The following is a 14,648-nucleotide window of genomic DNA, read 5'->3' as shown; positions in this document are numbered from 1 at the left end:
TTCGCAAGGAAGGACCAAGCATGTACAAGCTCACCGTTGAAAACCTCCACAAGAAATTCGGCGACAACGAGGTGTTGAAGGGCGTGTCGATGAAGGCGAAGGCCGGCGACGTGATCAGCATCATCGGCTCGAGCGGCTCCGGAAAGAGCACGTTCCTGCGCTGCATCAACTTCCTCGAGCAGCCGTGCTCGGGGCAGATCACGATCGGCAGCGAGCCGATCGAGACCACGCGCGAGCGCAACGGCTCGCTGCGCGTGGCCGACCAGAAGCAGTTGCAGCGGATGCGCACGAAGCTGTCGATGGTGTTCCAGCACTTCAACCTGTGGGCGCACATGACGGTGCTCGAGAACGTGATCGAGGCGCCGATGGCCGTGCTCGGGATCGGCAAGGAAGAGGCCATCGCGCGGGCGCGCAAGTATCTGGAGAAGGTCGGTCTCGCACCGCGTGTCGAAGGCATGTATCCGTCGCACCTGTCCGGTGGCCAGCAGCAGCGCGTCGCGATCGCGCGTGCGCTCGCGATGGAACCCGAGGTGATGCTGTTCGACGAGCCGACGTCGGCGCTCGATCCGGAACTCGTCGGCGAAGTGCTGAAGGTCATGCAGAAGCTCGCCGAGGAAGGGCGCACGATGGTCGTCGTCACGCACGAGATGGGTTTCGCGCGCAACGTGTCGAACCATGTGATCTTCCTGCACCAGGGGAAGATCGAGGAAGAGGGCGATCCGCAGGAGATTCTCGTCAATCCGAAGAGCGAGCGGCTCGGGCAGTTCCTGTCGGGGCGGTTGAAGTAAGCGGGCGCTGCTGCAACCTGGAACGCGAAATGCTTGTCCCGGACGACTCTTTCGATCGAGGAGCACCGCGATGAGCACGTCGACCCCTACCGCGTTTTCCCACGTGAAGCCGCAGGACACCGCGTATCAAGGCGAAGGCCTGCGCGACTTCTTCCTGTATCGCGATCTCGGCATCGCGGCCGCGACGAACGGCAAGGTCGTCGCGCAACTCGTCAGGGCGAATCATGCACCGACGGCGGGCACCGGCTGGCACCGTCACGAGGCCGAGTTCCACATCGTGATCATGCTGAAGGGCTGGGCGCGCTTCATGTACGGCGACCGCGAGACGCTCGTGAACGCCGGCGACTGCGTGCACCAGGCGCCGGGAATCGTGCATTACCTGTTCGACTACTCGCCCGACATGGAGTATCTGGAGATCGTCGGGCCGGCCGATTTCAAGTCGATCGACGTCGAAGGGCCATGCGAAGTGCCTGCGCCGACGCCGTGGGGCGACGCGGGCGCGTAGCCCCCGGTCGTTTCGGACGCGAGGCATCCGCGTGCCTCCGACAGACCGCCTTCGGGCGGTTTTTTTGTTGGTCCATCTCGGGCATCTTGTCCTGCTTCAGTCATTCGACATCCGAAGCATTTTCCGCGTAAGCAAATCGAAAAAACAGACGGCAGTTTGTCAGCCTCGCGTGACGTTTCGTTACACGGTGTCAAAGATCGTCAATTCGAGGCAGGTGCGGTGCACGGCGTGCCGGCGACCGGCGTTAAGGGGGGAACAGCCGGACCACCGGCTGACCTACCCAGGAGAATGTCATGACCCGCATCGCGAAGATCCTGACCGTGACGGCCGTCGCCTGCGCCGTGCTCGTACCGGCGCTGGCCGAAGCCCATTCGCACCGCGTGTGCCATTTCGATCACCACCATCACCGCGTGTGCCGCTGGGTACGTTGACCCGCGGCGCGGTATTCCCGGCGTATCGTCGGGACGCCTTCACCATTCAGGCCAATCAGGAGAGGACCATGAAAAAGACGATGTTGATCGCCGCGCTGGCTGCCGGCATGGGGTTGTCGATCGGTGCGTTCGCACAGGTTCCGGCCAGCGCGCCGGCGGGCACGACCGGGCTGTGCAAGGACGGGTCGTTCTATTCGGGCGCGTCGAAGAAGGGCGCCTGTGCGGGGCACAAGGGCGTGAAGACCTGGTACGGCGCGTCGGCTGCTGCCGCGGCCAGCGCACCGGCCGCGGCGCCGGCGACGGCGGCATCCGCCGGCGCAGCATCCGGCACCGCGCCCGCGAAGGGCGCGCCGTCGACGACCGCGGCTGCGGCGCCCGGCGGCGGCGCGGGCAAGGTGTGGGTCAACGACAGCACGAAGGTCTATCACTGCTCGACCGACAAGTACTACGGCAAGACAAAGCACGGCAGCTATATGCCGGAAGCCGATGCGAAGGCGAAGGGCTACCACGCGTCGCACGGCAAGGCCTGTCCGTAAGCCGGCGGAACGCGCGAGCCTTGCCGCTCGCGCACTGCCCGAAATCGCGCCCCGCCACCCAGGCGGGGCGAATTATTTGCAGCGCCGATCTGCCGCGCCGATCATTGCCCTGCCGCGCGGGTTCCGTGCACGTAATCGGATTACGTCGCGGTCGTCGCCGCATCGTGACAGGCCGCGCGCGCGTCGAGCAATGCCCGCAGCGTCACGTAGTGCGCGCCGTTCGCTCCGCCGTCCGTATCGGCGGTGCGATCGTATGGCTCGTTGTCATGGATCGTCGCACGGACGATCGGATAGATCTGTGTTTCCCAGCGGCTGCCGTTGAACACGCCGTAGTGGCCCGCGCCCGTCTGCACATGGTGCGTTTTCAGGTACGGCGGCAATCCCGAACACAGCTCCTGCGCGGCCACCGTCTGGCCCACGGCGCAGATGTCGTCCTTCTCGCCCTCGATCGTCAGCAGCGCGGTGCGGTGGATCGCGGCCGGTTCCACCAGCCGGTCGCCGACGGTCAGCTCGCCGCGCGCGAGCGCGTATTGCTGGAACACTTTCTCGACCGTTTCCAGATAGAACTCCGCGGTGAGATCGGCCGTCGCGAAGTATTCGTCATAGAAGTGACGCAGCGCGTCGGCCTTCTCGGGGTCGCCTTTCGCACGCTCGTAGTACAGGTCGGCAAACGAAGCGGCATGGCGGTCGGGATTCATCGACATGAACGCGCCGACCTGCACGAAGCCCGGATACACGCAACGCTGCGCCCCGACGAAGCCGGCCGGCACCACGCTGATCAGGTTGCGCGCGAACCATTCGATCGGCCGGCTCGTGGCGAGCGCGTTGACCTTCGTCGGATTCACGCGGCAGTCGATCGGCCCCGCCATCAGCGTCAGGCTCGCGGGTTGGGCCGGATCGCCGGCGGCGGCCATCAGCGCGACCGCCGAAAGCGCGGCGACGGTCGGCTGGCAGATCGCGAGCACATGCGCGTCCGGGCCGATCTGCCGAATGAAATCGATCACGTGCTCGACGTATTCGTCGAAGCCGAAGCGCCCGGCCGAGAGCGGGATGTCGCGTGGGTTGTGCCAGTCGGTGATGTACACGTCGTGATCGGCAAGCATCGTGCTGACCGTGCCGCGCAGCAGCGTCGCGAAATGCCCGGACATCGGCGCGACGATCAGCACGCGCGGCTGACGCGCGACCGGCCGCGCCTTGCGGAAATGCAGCAGCGTGCCGAACGGCGTGGCCTGCGCGGCTTCCTCGACGATCGGCACTGATTCGCCGTCGACGACGATCGACGCGATGCCGAACGGCGGGCGCCGGTGCGAGAACGCGCAGCATTCGAGCAGTTCGCACAGCGCGTCGACCGTGCGGCCCGTTGGCGTCGACGTGACGGGCGGCCACAGCGACATCGTCGCGCGTGTGGCGGCCGCCCATGCGCGCGCCGGGCGCAGGCATTCGGCAGACCATTGGTAGAACGGATAGGCAAGCAGGTTCATGGCCGTCACTCGTTGCGTCACGTTGTGTCGAACGAGGCAAGCCGTGTGCCAGCATGCGGCTGGCACGCGCGTTGCACGCGGTTGGCGAACGCGGCGATACGCACGGCGGTTCATGTGGCACATGCAGCCGGACGACCGGACGCCATGCGCCGCCGCCGCGGCTCGGCGCACTGGCCGTGCCGCTGCACGGTGCGACGCTGCGCCAGTTCGGCGAATACGTCGCACCGGCGCGGTGCGGTTCGCGTGGCGCCGCGTGCGCTTTCGGTGCAGGGGCACGAACGGCAATCAGCAGGGGAGCGACATGGAATCTACCGGACAAACGAAATTGACCATCAGCAGCCGCAATTACTCGTCGTGGTCGATGCGCGGCTGGCTGCTCGCGAGGCTGAGCGGGCTCGCGTTCGAGACGGTCAGCGTGCCGATCGATGCGGCATCGCGCGCGGAGCTGCTGCTGCTGTCGCCGTCGATTCTCGTGCCGTGCCTGACGCACGACGGCAGCACGGTGTGGGACACGCTCGCGATCGCCGAATACCTGAACGAAATCCGGCCGCAGGCGCGGCTGCTGCCCGACGACCGGCATGCGCGCGCGCATTGCCGGTCGATCTGCGGCGAGATGCATTCCGGTTTCAGCGCGCTGCGCTCGGCGCTGCCGATGAACCTGCGTGCGCACTTTCCCGGTTTCCGGATCTGGTCGCGCGCGCAGCACGACATCGAGCGCATCGTGACGATCTGGCGCGAGTGTCTGGCCGCGTACGGCGGCCCCTGGCTGTTCGGCGAGCAGATCGGCATCGCCGATGCGATGTACGCGCCGGTCGTCACGCGATTCCTGACCTACGACGTGAAACTCGAGCCCGAGATCGCCGAGTACTGCATGCGCGTGCTCGCGCATCCGTTCGTTGCGGAGTGGATCGATGCCGCGAAAGTGGAGCACGAAGACATCGACGAACTCGACATGGAGTTCTGACGCAAGGCCCCGTCGGGCTTTCAATCGGGCTACGGACACGCGCATCGAAACGAACCGCCGGTGCGACCGCGCAATCCGCAAACGTTTCACGTCGATTTTCGCTGGAAACGAGTACGAATTCCCTAAAGGATGCGGGTGCCGATGACGTTAAACGGGCACGGGGATGACTGTCGATCGCATGCATGCGACATGCGACGTGCAGTCCGCAACAACCAGCGCAGCAGGGGAATCGACTTGAACCGTCAGCAATCGTGGACGCGCACGGCCGCGCCCGGCGAAATCATCTATTCGGAGGGCTTCGCCGGCGAGCCCGTCATCTTTCTGATCGCCGACGGCAAGATCGAGCTGTCGACGCGCTGCGAAGACAAGCGCGTCGTCGTCGCGACGCTCGGGCGCGGCGAGTTCTTCGGCGAATCGGCACTGCTCGCATCCGAGCCGCGCGCGCATACCGCGAAGGCGCTGTCGTTCTGCCAGCTCACGGTCGTGCCGGCCGCGCTGCTCGACGAGGAAATCGAGCACGTGTCCGCGCTGCTCCGTCATATCGTGCGCACGATGATCCGGCGCGTGAAGCGCAAGGACGACCAGCTCGCGACCTATACGCACGCGGACTTCATGCCGGGCGTGCTGTCGTATGCGCATGTATTGTCGCTGATGGCGGGCACCGACACGCGCGGCGCGGACGACGCGTGGTCGCGGCGGCCGATGCAGACGCACGCGGCGGAGACGTCGGTGCCGCTTGCGGACGTGATTCGCCGCTGCCGCGCGATCGCCGGCCATTCGCGCCCGCACGTGCTCGCGATGCTGCGCCGCATGGAGAAGCTCAATCTCGTCACGATCGAAGCCGCGCAGGCCGACCATGCCGGCGGCGCGGCCGATTACGCGGCTTCGCCGGATGCGCGCCAGGTCGTCACGTTCGATGCGGCGCGCGTGATCGATCGCGCGCAGCAGGTCGCCGATCACGATCTCGACCTGTCGATCAACAGCGAGCTGGAGCTGATCGAGCTGGCCGATCTCGAGGCGCTGATCGGTGTCGACCGGAAGCTGCTGCTCAACAAGCTGTCGCACGGCGAGATCGCCGACGAGGTGTTCGCGTTCCGCAAGTCGAAGGTGCTCGGTTACGTCGAGCAGAAGGGCGTCGCGTATTTCTCGCGACGCAGCCCGCGCGCCGGCGGTGACGTGCGCGCGCTCGAGGATATCGTGTGGGTCGATCAGCGCACGCTGTTCGACGTGATCAGCGCATTCGATACGTACGACCTCGCGAAGCTGATCGCGAGCCTCGACGATCGCGCGGTGGCCGACAAGCTGTTCTCCGTGATGACGGAGGCGCGGCGCAACGAGGTGTCGTGGGTGATGCGTCGCGAGCTCAAGCCCGATCCGATCGAGATCGAGGAAATCGAGCGGCGCGTGCTCGATGCCGTGCGCATTGCCAAGGCGCCGGCGGCATCCGCGCCTTTGGCTTCATCCGACGCGTAACGCACGACCCGACGGAGACGCATATGGACCTGTTGACCCTGGTCGGCGCGATACTCGGCGGCGCGGCCATCGTGTTCGGTTTCGCGCTGGAAGGCGGGCATTTCTCGATGCTGTTCCAGTTCGAAGCGCTCGTCATCGTGCTCGGCGGCACGCTCGGCGCGGTGATGATCCAGAACACGTGGGCGCGGTTCTTCGATGCGGTGAAGCAGTTGCGGCTCGCGTTCGTACGGGCGCAGGAAGTCGATCGCAAGCACCTGGCCGACCTGCTGGAGTGGGGCGATCGCGCGAAGCTCGACGGATTGCTCGCCTTCGAATCGATGGACGTGAGCGGCATTCATCCATTCGCGCGACGTGGGCTCGAACTGCTCGCGAACGGCGTGTCGACCGCCGTGCTCGAGGATGCGCTGCAGCGAGATCTCGACGCATACGAGCGCAGCCGGCTCGCGGCCGCGCGCGTGTGGCACCAGGCCGGCGGCTATGCGCCGACGTTCGGCATTCTCGGCTCGGTGCTCGGGCTGGTCCAGGTGACGAGCCATATTCTCGAACCGGCACAGCTCGGCCCGGGCATCGCGGTCGCGTTCATCGCGACGCTCTACGGCCTTGCGTTCGCGAACCTCGTGTTTCTGCCGCTCCACGGCAAGCTGCGCGCGCAGATCGACAGCGAGCTGCGCTTTCGCAAGCTGTATCTCGACGGCCTGCTCGCGATCTCGCGCAAGGAATCGCCGCATACGATCGAAACGCGGCTGACCGGCGACGTGCGCGGCCGCGCGGCGGAGTCGCTCGCATGACGCACCGGGAGCCTGGCCATGACGGCACGAACTGACGGCGCGCGTGCGGGCTCGTCCGCCGCCGGGCGCGACGACGATGAAGCCGAAGGCACGCAGTCCGGACGCTGGCTGATTTCCTATGCGGACCTCATCACGACGCTGATGGTGCTGTTTCTCGCGCTGTACGTGCTGCAGCTCGCGAAGTACCACGCGCTCGATGCGCGGTATCAGACGCTCGCGCGGCGCGGCGCAGGCGCGGCAAGCGCGAGCGCGAGCGCGAGCGAAGCCGCGATGCCCGATCGCGCGCCGGCATGGCTGGCATCGCTCGATGCGCTGAAGACGAACGGCCGCATCTCGCTCGTGCGGGCGCCGCACGGCATCGAGATCGGCATCGACGCGAAGATCCTGTTCAACGTCGGCGACGCGCGTTTGCTGCCCGACGCGGCGCCGGTGCTGAGCCAGATCGCGCGAGCGCTGAGCGAGCATGCGACCGGCGACATTCTCGTCGAAGGGCATACCGACAGCGTGCCGATCGCGAACGCGAAATACGAATCGAACTGGGAGCTGTCGTCCGCGCGGGCGGGCAGCGTCGTGCGCTATCTGGCCGATCGCGGCGTCGCGCCGCACCGGCTCGCGGCGATCGGCCGGGCCGACACGCAGCCGCTCGTCGCGGGCGACGATGCGGCCGCGCGGGCGCGCAACCGGCGGGTGACGATCTTCGTCGCGTATTGAGCGCGCGAACCTCGGTGGGCACGCGACGGCCGCCCGTCAACGACATGTCGGATCCCGCATGACGAACATGTGAAATCAGCGATGCGCTTCCGCGCGCGCCTGCCGATAACCCAAACTGGCTCAGACCGAGCGGTTATCGAGGGTTTCCCATGCATTTCTGGCGCAAGCTGTCCATTCAGAACAAGCTGATTCTCAGCATGACGAGTTGCCTGCTGGTGTTCGTCGCAATTTCGAGCGGGTTGAGCGTCCGCCTGATCGGCGACGCCGTACGCGATCGCGTCGTCCGCGAAGCGCTGCCGACCGCCGTGAACGGCATCCGCGCCGACGTGCAGCGGCAGATGGCCGGACCGATCGCCGCGTCGCGCGTCCTCGCGCGCGATGCGTTCCTGCTGCAATGGGAAGCCGACGGCGAGCCGGATGCCGGCACGCGCAACTGGATCCGGCTTGCGAACAACGTGAAGGACGAGCAGAAGGCGGCGTCCGTGCAATGGGTGTCGGCGAAGAGCGGCAACTACTACAACGAAGCCGGCCTGCAGCGAAAGGTCAGCGACAAGGATCAGTGGCTGACGAACTTCCTCGCGTCGGGCAAGGCCTACGACGTGAACATGGATCGCGAGGTCACGCTCGGCGGCTACATGATGTTCATCAACAGCCGGGTGGAGCTCGACGGCGCGCCGATCGGCGCGGCCGGCCTGAGCCTGTCCGTCGATGCGCTCGCGAAGGGCATCGACGCGTACCGGATCGGCGACACCGGGTTCGCGTATCTCGTGCGCCCGGACGGCGCGATCATGATGCATCGCGATACGTCGCTGATCGACGGCAGGCATTTCCTGAAGGACGAGCCGGGCCTGCCTGGCGATGCATCGTCGACGCTGCTGGCCGGCAAGCCGTATGCGTACCTGAGCTACGCCGGCGACGGCGGCCCGCGCTTCATTGCGACGTCGTTCATTCCGGAACTGAACGCATACGTGGTCGTGGCAGTGCCGCAGGCCGAACTGCTCGGCCCGGTGACGCGCGCGATTCGCAGCGCGGCGCTGGTCGCCGCGGTGGTGGGCCTTGGCGTCGCGCTGATCGTGATCTGGCTGGTCGGGCGCGCGATCGCCGCGCCGATCCGCCGCGCCGCGCTGCTGCTGTCGGAAATCGCGAGCGGCCAGGGCGACCTGACGCGCCGGATGACGGTCGAGAGCCAGGACGAGATCGGCCAGTTGTCGGACGCGTTCAACCGCTTCGTGTCGTCGTTGTCGACGCTCGTCCGCCGGATCCGCGCGGCGTCCGCGTCGATCGCGACCGGGTCCGCACAGATCGCGACGGGCAATGCGGATCTCAGCGAGCGCACCGAAGGGCAGTCGGGCAACCTGGAGCGGACGGCTTCGTCGATGGAGGAAATCACGGCGGTCGTGCGCAACAACACTGAAACCGCGACGACGGCCGCGAAACTGATCACCGGCGCATCCGATACGGCGACGCGCGGCGGGCAGGTCGTCGGCGAAGTCGTGACCACGATGGAGCAGATCAGCGACGCGTCGCAACGGATCTCCGAGATCATCGTGATGATCGACAGCATCTCGTTCCAGACGAACATCCTCGCGTTGAATGCCGCGGTTGAAGCGGCACGGGCCGGCGAGCAGGGGCGCGGGTTTGCGGTCGTCGCTTCGGAAGTGCGGAACCTCGCGCAGCGCAGTGCGCAGGCGGCGAAGGAGATCAAGGCGCTGATCGAGCACAGCGCGGGCACGGTGCACACCGGGTCGCGGCTCGTCAGCGAGGCCGGGAAGGTGATGAGCGATGTCGTGTCGCAGGTGCAGGGCGTCAGCGCGATGATGAGCGAGATCGCCGAGGCCAGCCTGGAGCAGAGCGCGGGCATCGACCAGATCGGCGATGCGGTGCAGTCGCTGGATCAGATGACGCAGCAGAATGCGGCACTGGTCGAGGAAAGCGCGGCGGCCGCGGAAAGCCTGAAGCAGCAGGCGGCGGAACTGACGCGACTGGTATCGGCGTTCAAGGTAGATGACTAATGCCTGCGCGACGTTAGAATGATGCGTCTCTGAGGGACGGCTGCCGTGGGGGCACGGCAGCCGTTTTCGCTGTCGGCGCGGGATTCGGTAACGTCATAAAAATGAAGCGCATATCAAAACTGAAGGTCGGGGTGGGGGCGGTGGTGGTCGCGGCGGTGCTCGCCGCGGTCGGGGCGACGGTGATCGCATCGCCGGCGGATTCGTATCTTGCGTATCGGAAAAAGGCCGCGGCGGCCCTGGCGGCGGCCCGGGTGGAGGATCAGGCGGGCCTCGACAAGCAGTACACGGCCGACGTGAACGCGCGGCTCGCGAAGCTGATCGGCCCGGTCCGGGCAAGAGGGTTCGTCGCGAAGGCGGAGGGCACCGTGCAGAGCGTCGGCCCCGTCGACGGGATGCCGCCGGGGCCGGACGGGGTGTCCTTCAAGTCGGACGACGGCAAGACGAATCTCGTCGTGACGACGGTGCCGTTGCTGAAGGCCTGGGCGAGTACGGCGGATGCGGGCATCAAGCCGACCGATGACGTCGCCGCGATGTTCGACAATGAAACGCTTTACACGAACGTGTTCAGCGACGATGCCGCGGCATTTCGCTTCGCCGAGTTGCCGGTCAAGCGGCAGCCGGCCGACGGCGTCGTGAAGGCGTGGCTGCTGGGCGAAAGCCAGGACGGCGTGCCGGACGGGCCGAACACGCTGGCCGTGTCGGTCCGGCAGGGCAAACGGGTCTACATCCTGTGGAAGAACGTGACGCTGCGCCCGATCGCGGCGTGCAGCGCGGCGCGCGTGCCCGAGGATGCGCGGCAGGCGTGTTTTGCCAGACAGGTCGTGTCCCAGCGGATCTACCCGCGGCTGGTCGCGCAGGCGCAATCGATGGCCGATGCCGTGGTCCGATAGCGGGCGGCGGCGGGCAGCGAGCAGCGACACCGCGCGTCGCCGCCCGTCGGGACACCGTCGGACGGATGGCCTTCAAGGCGAGCGCAACGCCTGCAGCCCCAGCGTGAGCGCGTTGAACGGCATCTCCGCGGCGCCCATCGAGAAGATCGTCGCATTCGCGGCCGCCCCCGGCGTATGCAACAGCGCGTGAACGATCCGCTCGCTCGCATGGCCGTCGCCGTACGGATTGCTCGCGCGCGACATTTCCTCATACGCGCTCTCGCTGTCGAACAGCCGCGACGCCTCCCAGATGATCCGCTCCGGGTCGGTGCCGACGAGCCGTGCGGTACCGGCCTGGATTGCTTCGGGCCGCTCGGTCGTCTCGCGCGTGACGAGCACCGGCTTGCCGAGCGCTGGCCCTTCCTCCTGGATGCCGCCCGAATCGGTGATGATGAAATGCGCGTGTGACATCAGGAATACGAATGAAAGATATTCCTGGGGTTCGATCAGGTAGATGTTCGGCACGCTGCAGAGCAGCGCGCGCGCCGGCTCGCGCACGTTCGGATTCAGGTGCAGCGGATAAATGAACTGCGCATCGCGATAGCGGTTCGCGAGCGTGCAGAGGGCCTCGCAGAAATGCCGGAACGGCTGGCCGAAGCTCTCGCGGCGATGGCCGGTGATCAGCACGATGCGGCGCGACGGTTCGATGAACGGAAAATGCGCGGCGACCTTGTCGTTGAGCGCGCTATCGTGGTCGAGCATCCGTTTGACGTCGTGCAGCGCATCGATCACGGTGTTGCCCGTCATCACGACCGCGCCGACCGGCACGCCCTCGCTGAACAGGTTGTCGCGCGCCTGGCCGGTCGGTGCGAAATGCCATGACGACACCGCGTCGGTCACGCGGCGATTCAGTTCCTCCGGCCACGGCGACCAGATGTCGCCGCTGCGCAAGCCCGCTTCCACGTGTCCGACCGGCAGATAGCGGTAGAACGCCGCGAGACTGACCGCCAGCGTCGTCGTCGTATCGCCGTGCACCAGGACGACGTCCGGACGCAAGTCGTCGAAGACCATCCCGATCGCCTGAAGAATGCCGGTCGTCACGTCGGTCAGCGTCTGGCTCTGACGCATCAGATTGAGATCGTAGTCGGGCTTGATGTCGAACAGCGTGAGGACCTGATCCAGCATTTCCCGATGCTGGGCGGTGACGCAGACCCTGGCGTCGACATCCTTGCACGCCTTCAGCGCGCGGACGAGCGGCGCCATCTTGATGGCTTCCGGCCGAGTACCGAACACAAGCAAGATCTTTTTCATCGTTGTCCTCGTTGAGCTTCTTCGTGCCGGCAGACCCGGCACCTGGCGCCAAGCATGGTTGCAGACGACCCGTCCCGTCCCCGCATGCGGCCACGCCGGCCGGCGCCGGCCGCGACATGCAGCGGTGTTGCGGAGCGCGCGCACCGTTTTTGTCCGCGCGGTCTCCGCCACGCAATCGTCGGACTACGGCCGTCCCCTTGCATCTGGTCAATCACGTCATGAGCGCTCCTCGATGTATCGATCGCCACGCCGTTCCGTCACACGGTTCGCATCGCGACGCGGCGGTGCACCCGGCAGGTGATCCCGTTCTCGATACAGCAATATTCAAACCAGCGTCCCTGCTGGCCGGGTCCGATTCGCGCGTCGCGCGCGGTTTGCTACGGAACGTTTCACAACTGCTACGGACGCCATATCGGCGGGTGGGCGCGATGCAGATAAACGTGCAGCCGTTCGCGCGATCGATCCGGTCGTGTCATTCGATGAGCGTCGATGCGGGTCGAGCATCGGTTGCCTGTCAATCGGCATGCATCTTTCGAAACGCATTGAATCGCTTCGCTATGCGAATTTTGTCTGGGCAATGAACGACATGTCGTTGCCCTTCCGGGTCCGGTCGCGCACGCATGATTTTCCCGCCGTGCCGCATCGCTCGTGTTGCCCGGGTCGACAGGCTCGAAACGTTGCGTATCTGTAACGCACGGCCGGACTGCGGTGCCAGTACCCGCATCATGGCCATCCGATGCATGCGGCAGCGGGCACTGTGCACGCTTGCCGGCCGCGGTCCATGCAGTGGCGATTCGCGATGGACCGCATCCCGAAGTCGTGTCGTGCGGGGCGACACGCGCGCGATGAGCAGACGATTTGCCGCCCGATGCGAACGGGGCGCGAGGCCGGTCGCGCGAGTCGCGCCAAAGCTGATTCGTCGGTGAATCAAAAACACCCGGCCGCCGCCCCGATCGCGCTCGCCGCGTGCTCACCGGCCCTTGCCGCACGAGGCGCGGCGGCCGATGGCTCGCCGCTTGCTTGTTCTGGCTAGACAGGCGAGCTCCGACATGTTCGAACGACAGCACACGGGGAGGGACGCCAAAGCAACGAATCCGGAAAGCGGCACGACATGCTCGTCCGGCGCGGAAGACGGCCGCGCTCGCACGACGAACGTGCGGCCGCTTCCCATTGACATCCGCGCGATCGACGGCCCGGGCTCAAGCGCTCCGCGGCCGCCGTCGCCGGCACCGGGGCCGGGACATGAAGAACCGTCGGTTGATGTCACTCTGCGTCGAAGGCATCCTGCTGCTGATCGTGCTGGCTTGCTCGCAGACCGTGCGCGACACCGCAACGCGGCCGGTCGCCGAAGCGGTGCGCGTCAGCATCCCGGCCGCCGATGCGGCGGAGCGCGACACAGCCTATCCCGGTGCCGCACCGCTCGCGGTGCGCGCGTCGACCGGCGCGGACGCGCCGTTCGAACCGGCGCCCGCCGACGCCGCGTGGGTCACGTTCGATCCCGACACGCTGGTGGTTCCGTGCGTCGCGTACCTGTGGCTGTTCACGCTGCTGACCTGCGTCTACGCCGCGCGGCATTACGTATTCAGTCTCGACCGCCTGTTCAAGCCGCAGCACGCGCCTTATCAGACGATTACCCACGGTGAATGGCCGCGGCTCACGGTGTTCGTCGCCGCGCACAACGAGGAGGCCGTCGTCGTCGATTGCCTGATGGCGCTGCTCGCGACGACCTATCCGCGCGACCGGCTGACGATCATTCCGGTCAACGACCGTTCGACCGACAACACGCGTGCGCTGATCGACGGAGTGCAGGCGCTGGCGCCCGAGCTCATCAAGCCGTTTCACCGCGAGAGCGGCAAGCCGGGCAAGGCCGCCGCGCTGAAGGACGCGTTGCGCTTCATCCGCGGCGACATCATGGTGGTGTTCGACGCCGACTACCTGCCGCGCCCCGGGCTGCTGAAGGAACTCGTCGCGCCGTTCTTCGATCCGGAAGTCGGCGCGGTGATGGGCCGCGTCGTGCCGCAGAACGCCGACAGCAACCTGCTCGCGCGGCTGCTCGATCTCGAGCGCGCGGGCGGCTATCAGGTCAACCAGCAGGCGCGCAACAACCTGAACCTGGTGCCGCAGTACGGCGGCACCGTCGGCGGTATCCGCAAGGGTGCGCTCGACGCGGTCGGCGGCTGGTGCGACGACACGCTCGCCGAGGATACCGACATGACCTACCGCTTGTTGATGAGCGACTGGCGCACGGTCTACCTGAATCACGCCGAATGCTACGAGGAAGTGCCCGAGCGCTGGGCGGTGCGCGCGCGGCAGCTGACGCGCTGGGCGAAGGGCCATAACCAGACCCTGCTGCGCTATTTCGGCCCCGTGTTGCGCAATCCGCTGATCTCGCGGCGCTGCCGGCTGGACGGTGCGCTGCTGCTCGGCGTGTTCCTGATGCCCGCGCTGCTCGCGGTCGCATGGGGAACCGCGATCACGCTCTACCTGCTCAATGGCGTCAACTCGACGGCGCTCGGCTTGCTGGTGTCGCTGTTCGCGCTGTTCGCGTTCAGCACCTTCGGCAACTTCGGCGTGTTCTTCGAGATCGTCGTCGCCGCCCGGCTCGACGGTCGCGCGACACGACTGCGGCTCGTACCGGTCAACGTGGTCGGCTTTTGCGTGACGATCGCGGCAGTGGTCTCGGCGCTGTGGGGGCTCGCGCTCGACGCCGCCTTGCGCCGCGAACTGAAATGGGACAAGACCGAGCGCTTTCGCCGGCAACTGAAACCGGGGCGATGAA

Annotated in this window: 13 protein-coding genes; 11 read left to right on the top strand and 2 right to left on the bottom strand. The window is 66.6% G+C overall.

Annotation, left to right across the window (positions count from 1 at the left end; all coding sequences use genetic code 11):
- The first annotated feature begins 20 nt into the window (after positions 1 to 20).
- The 4 genes from DIE21_RS02920 to DIE21_RS02910 all read left to right on the top strand — a co-directional run bounded on the left by DIE21_RS02920 (position 21) and on the right by DIE21_RS02910 (position 2,260).
- Complete coding sequence (locus tag DIE21_RS02920; RefSeq protein ID WP_124495850.1) at positions 21 to 788, top strand: ABC transporter ATP-binding protein; 768 nt, start codon at positions 21 to 23, stop codon at positions 786 to 788.
- A 70-nt stretch (positions 789 to 858) separates the two neighbouring features.
- On the top strand, positions 859 to 1,293 hold the full coding sequence (locus DIE21_RS02915) for a cupin domain-containing protein (protein WP_124495848.1): 435 nt from the start codon (positions 859 to 861) through the stop codon (positions 1,291 to 1,293).
- A gap of 293 nt (positions 1,294 to 1,586) precedes the next feature.
- Positions 1,587 to 1,724, top strand: a complete 138-nt coding sequence (locus DIE21_RS37060; protein ID WP_174908495.1) for an HHHH-motif protein — start codon at positions 1,587 to 1,589, stop codon at positions 1,722 to 1,724.
- 68 nt (positions 1,725 to 1,792) lie between these two features.
- Positions 1,793 to 2,260, top strand: a complete 468-nt coding sequence (locus tag DIE21_RS02910; RefSeq protein ID WP_124495846.1) for a DUF3761 domain-containing protein — start codon at positions 1,793 to 1,795, stop codon at positions 2,258 to 2,260.
- A gap of 140 nt (positions 2,261 to 2,400) precedes the next feature.
- Here the strand turns inward: DIE21_RS02910 and DIE21_RS02905 are convergent, their stop codons facing one another.
- Positions 2,401 to 3,741: a polyhydroxyalkanoate depolymerase gene (locus DIE21_RS02905; RefSeq protein WP_124495844.1), complete on the bottom strand. Its 1,341-nt coding sequence runs from the start codon at positions 3,739 to 3,741 to the stop codon at positions 2,401 to 2,403.
- A gap of 301 nt (positions 3,742 to 4,042) precedes the next feature.
- Between DIE21_RS02905 and DIE21_RS02900 the strand changes: the two genes are divergently transcribed.
- The 6 genes from DIE21_RS02900 to DIE21_RS02875 all read left to right on the top strand — a co-directional run bounded on the left by DIE21_RS02900 (position 4,043) and on the right by DIE21_RS02875 (position 10,579).
- Complete coding sequence (locus DIE21_RS02900) at positions 4,043 to 4,705, top strand: glutathione S-transferase family protein (RefSeq protein ID WP_124495842.1); 663 nt, start codon at positions 4,043 to 4,045, stop codon at positions 4,703 to 4,705.
- Between the two features lie 234 nt (positions 4,706 to 4,939).
- On the top strand, positions 4,940 to 6,178 hold the full coding sequence (locus DIE21_RS02895; protein WP_124495840.1) for a Crp/Fnr family transcriptional regulator: 1,239 nt from the start codon (positions 4,940 to 4,942) through the stop codon (positions 6,176 to 6,178).
- A 23-nt stretch (positions 6,179 to 6,201) separates the two neighbouring features.
- Positions 6,202 to 6,966 (top strand): flagellar motor protein, encoded by a 765-nt coding sequence (locus DIE21_RS02890; protein ID WP_124495838.1) that lies wholly within the window; start codon positions 6,202 to 6,204, stop codon positions 6,964 to 6,966.
- Between the two features lie 18 nt (positions 6,967 to 6,984).
- Positions 6,985 to 7,677, top strand: a complete 693-nt coding sequence (locus DIE21_RS02885) for an OmpA family protein (protein ID WP_124495836.1) — start codon at positions 6,985 to 6,987, stop codon at positions 7,675 to 7,677.
- A 149-nt stretch (positions 7,678 to 7,826) separates the two neighbouring features.
- Positions 7,827 to 9,689: a methyl-accepting chemotaxis protein gene (locus tag DIE21_RS02880; RefSeq protein WP_124495834.1), complete on the top strand. Its 1,863-nt coding sequence runs from the start codon at positions 7,827 to 7,829 to the stop codon at positions 9,687 to 9,689.
- A 101-nt stretch (positions 9,690 to 9,790) separates the two neighbouring features.
- Positions 9,791 to 10,579, top strand: a complete 789-nt coding sequence (locus DIE21_RS02875; RefSeq protein WP_124495832.1) for a hypothetical protein — start codon at positions 9,791 to 9,793, stop codon at positions 10,577 to 10,579.
- Positions 10,580 to 10,651: 72 nt separating this feature from the next.
- Here the strand turns inward: DIE21_RS02875 and wecB are convergent, their stop codons facing one another.
- Positions 10,652 to 11,869: a non-hydrolyzing UDP-N-acetylglucosamine 2-epimerase gene (gene wecB, locus DIE21_RS02870; protein ID WP_124495830.1), complete on the bottom strand. Its 1,218-nt coding sequence runs from the start codon at positions 11,867 to 11,869 to the stop codon at positions 10,652 to 10,654.
- 1,242 nt (positions 11,870 to 13,111) lie between these two features.
- On the opposite strand from wecB, the gene DIE21_RS02865 reads away from it, so the two are divergent.
- A complete protein-coding gene (locus tag DIE21_RS02865; protein ID WP_124495828.1) occupies positions 13,112 to 14,647 on the top strand; it encodes a glycosyltransferase family 2 protein in 1,536 nt (511 codons plus the stop codon).
- Position 14,648: the final 1 nt, after the last annotated feature.

It is taken from the genome of Burkholderia sp. Bp9140, from assembly GCF_003853425.1.
GTDB lineage: Bacteria > Pseudomonadota > Gammaproteobacteria > Burkholderiales > Burkholderiaceae > Burkholderia.
This window is presented reverse-complemented; position numbering and strand designations above follow the sequence as displayed.

Excerpts from the sequence above, each read along its gene's own strand:
- DIE21_RS02875 (WP_124495832.1), top strand. The coding sequence starts at position 9,791 with ATGAAGCGCATATCAAAACTGAAGGTCGGGGTGGGGGCGGTGGTGGTC.
- DIE21_RS02900 (WP_124495842.1), top strand. The coding sequence starts at position 4,043 with ATGGAATCTACCGGACAAACGAAATTGACCATCAGCAGCCGCAATTAC.
- DIE21_RS37060 (WP_174908495.1), top strand. The coding sequence starts at position 1,587 with ATGACCCGCATCGCGAAGATCCTGACCGTGACGGCCGTCGCCTGCGCC.
- DIE21_RS02865 (WP_124495828.1), top strand. The coding sequence starts at position 13,112 with ATGAAGAACCGTCGGTTGATGTCACTCTGCGTCGAAGGCATCCTGCTG.
- DIE21_RS02905 (WP_124495844.1), bottom strand. The coding sequence starts at position 3,741 with ATGAACCTGCTTGCCTATCCGTTCTACCAATGGTCTGCCGAATGCCTG.
- DIE21_RS02915 (WP_124495848.1), top strand. The coding sequence starts at position 859 with ATGAGCACGTCGACCCCTACCGCGTTTTCCCACGTGAAGCCGCAGGAC.
- DIE21_RS02880 (WP_124495834.1), top strand. The coding sequence starts at position 7,827 with ATGCATTTCTGGCGCAAGCTGTCCATTCAGAACAAGCTGATTCTCAGC.
- DIE21_RS02910 (WP_124495846.1), top strand. The coding sequence starts at position 1,793 with ATGAAAAAGACGATGTTGATCGCCGCGCTGGCTGCCGGCATGGGGTTG.
- DIE21_RS02890 (WP_124495838.1), top strand. The coding sequence starts at position 6,202 with ATGGACCTGTTGACCCTGGTCGGCGCGATACTCGGCGGCGCGGCCATC.
- DIE21_RS02885 (WP_124495836.1), top strand. The coding sequence starts at position 6,985 with ATGACGGCACGAACTGACGGCGCGCGTGCGGGCTCGTCCGCCGCCGGG.
- DIE21_RS02920 (WP_124495850.1), top strand. The coding sequence starts at position 21 with ATGTACAAGCTCACCGTTGAAAACCTCCACAAGAAATTCGGCGACAAC.
- wecB (WP_124495830.1), bottom strand. The coding sequence starts at position 11,869 with ATGAAAAAGATCTTGCTTGTGTTCGGTACTCGGCCGGAAGCCATCAAG.